This is a genomic window from Mycobacterium sp. TH-M11 (assembly GCF_057473725.1).
In genome coordinates this window covers 1-1,975 of record NZ_JBYCLD010000387.1, presented here as the reverse complement: position 1 = coordinate 1,975, position 1,975 = coordinate 1, and the positions used below count along the sequence as shown (strand labels likewise).

The following is a 1,975-nucleotide window of genomic DNA, read 5'->3' as shown; positions in this document are numbered from 1 at the left end:
ATCGACGCTAGGCGGCGGTTGCCGACGGCGATTCGTCGCGGCGGCGACGCGGCGTACGGCGGCTGAATCGCCGCGTTCGGGGCTCGTAGCTAACGGGTTCGTCCGAACGGGCTACCCAGCTGTCTGCCCTGCTGTCGCGTGGGCTTTCTACGATGACGCCATGGTGTTCGCGCAGATCTCGCCCGAAAACGTACTCAACGCGATCGCGCTTTTAGGGCTCTTCACAATCCAGGGTGTAGCCGTGGTCTGAATCCGCCGGTTTCCAGCAGTGATCGTGCGATGTAGTTGGTGAGGTTGCGGAAGCCCAGGGCGGATCCGCGCAGGTGTTCCAGGCGTCCGTTGATGGCTTCGGTGGGTCCGTTGCTGGTACCGGGCCGGTCGAAGTAGGCCAGTACGTCAGCGGCGCGTCGGTTCAGGGTGCGCCCGAGTTTGACGACTTCGACCAGTGCCTTCGGAACGCCGGTGCTCAGCGAGGCGATCAATGCGGCCATCGTCTTTCGGCCTGTGGCCCGGTCCGGGTCGCGGTAGGCGGTGACCATCTTCTGGTAGATCCCCCAGGTTGCTTGGACCTCGGTGTGGGCGTCGTCGGCAAACAGGGTCTCCAGCCGGCTGCGCTGTTTGTCTGTGAGCAGATCGACGCCGGTGTGCAGGGTCCGGCGGGCGTTGAACAGGGGATCGCCTTTGCGGCCGCGGCGCCCGCAGGTGCCGAGCTGGACTCGCCGCCGGCACTCATCGAGGGCATCGCCGGCCAACCGGACGACATGAAAGGGATCAAGGACCGCAACCGCGTCGGGGATCTCCTCGGCGGCGGCGGTCTTAAAGCCGGTGAACCCATCCATTGCCACGACCTGCACACCGTCACGCCAGGCCTTTGGTCTATCGGCCAGCCAGGTCTTGAACACAGCTTTGGAGCGGCCTTCGATCATGTCCAACAGCCTTGCGGGACCGGTCTTTTCCCGCACCGGGGTGAGGTCGATGATGACAGTGACGTACTTGTCGCCGCGGCGGGTGTGGCGCCACACATGCTCATCGACCCCGATCACGCGGACGCCGTCGAACCGGCCCGGATCGCTGATCAGGACCCGGCGGCCTTCGGCGAGAACAGCGTTGTTGGCGGTGTTCCACGCCACGCCGAGCGCCTCGGCGACCCGCGACATGCTCAGATGGGCGCAGACGATCGCTTCCAACGCCCACCGCAGAGCGCGCCGGGACAACCGGGCCCGCGGTTCGGCCGCCGCGCAACTGTCTTGTCGCCACACATGCGAGCACCCGGCGCACCGGTAGCGGGCGATGCGCACCAGCAACGTCGTCGGCCGCCAGCCCAACGGTTCGTGGGCCAGTGTGCGGGTGACCGTGTCGCGCAACCGGCCCTGTTCCCCGCAGCGGCGGCACCACGAGTCATCAGCGGCGATCCGGCACGCCAAGACCGCCCGATCGGAATCCAGACGTTGCCCGGTCACCACCAGACCCAGTTCATCGAGGCGGCAGAAAGTGGACACATCAGGCGCGGCAAAACCGGCCACAGCGGTAGCGTCGTGCACGTCGAGGTCTTCCTGGTGGGCAGCGTCAGAACTCCCATCTTCGGAAGACCTCGACCCTTATCCCGGCAACGACGCGCCCACCCGCTCTACACCCTCAACTGTGAAGAGCCACATTAGGCAGTAGTTATTGCAGCGCTCGGTCACCAAGAAAAAGTTGTGTCTGGGGTCAAGTCCAGGGACGTGGTGTATGACGTCGTCGTGTGATTCTTCGTCGTGATGGTTCAGGCGGTCAGTGCCGCCGGGGTGGCCTCCTGTTCTGTCGGTGTGTCGTTGACGGCGCGTGATTTGCTCAGGACGTCGAGGCCGAGGTAGCGCCGGGACTCGGCCCATTCGTCGTGTGTTCGGCCAGGACGGCGCCGACGAGGCGAATGAGGGCGTTGCGGTCGGGGAAGATGCCCAAGACGTCGGTGCGACGTCGGATCTTCTTGTTGAGT

The 1,975-nt window shown here is 65.3% G+C and carries 1 protein-coding gene and 1 pseudogene; both read right to left on the bottom strand.

Annotation, left to right across the window (positions count from 1 at the left end; translation table 11 throughout):
• Positions 1-221: 221 nt before the first annotated feature.
• A complete protein-coding gene (locus AC2VOG_RS15300) occupies positions 222-1,541 on the bottom strand; it encodes an ISL3 family transposase (RefSeq protein ID WP_486940723.1) in 1,320 nt (439 codons plus the stop codon).
• A 221-nt stretch (positions 1,542-1,762) separates the two neighbouring features.
• Positions 1,763-1,975: pseudogene (locus AC2VOG_RS15295) on the bottom strand (transposase); the annotation flags it as partial.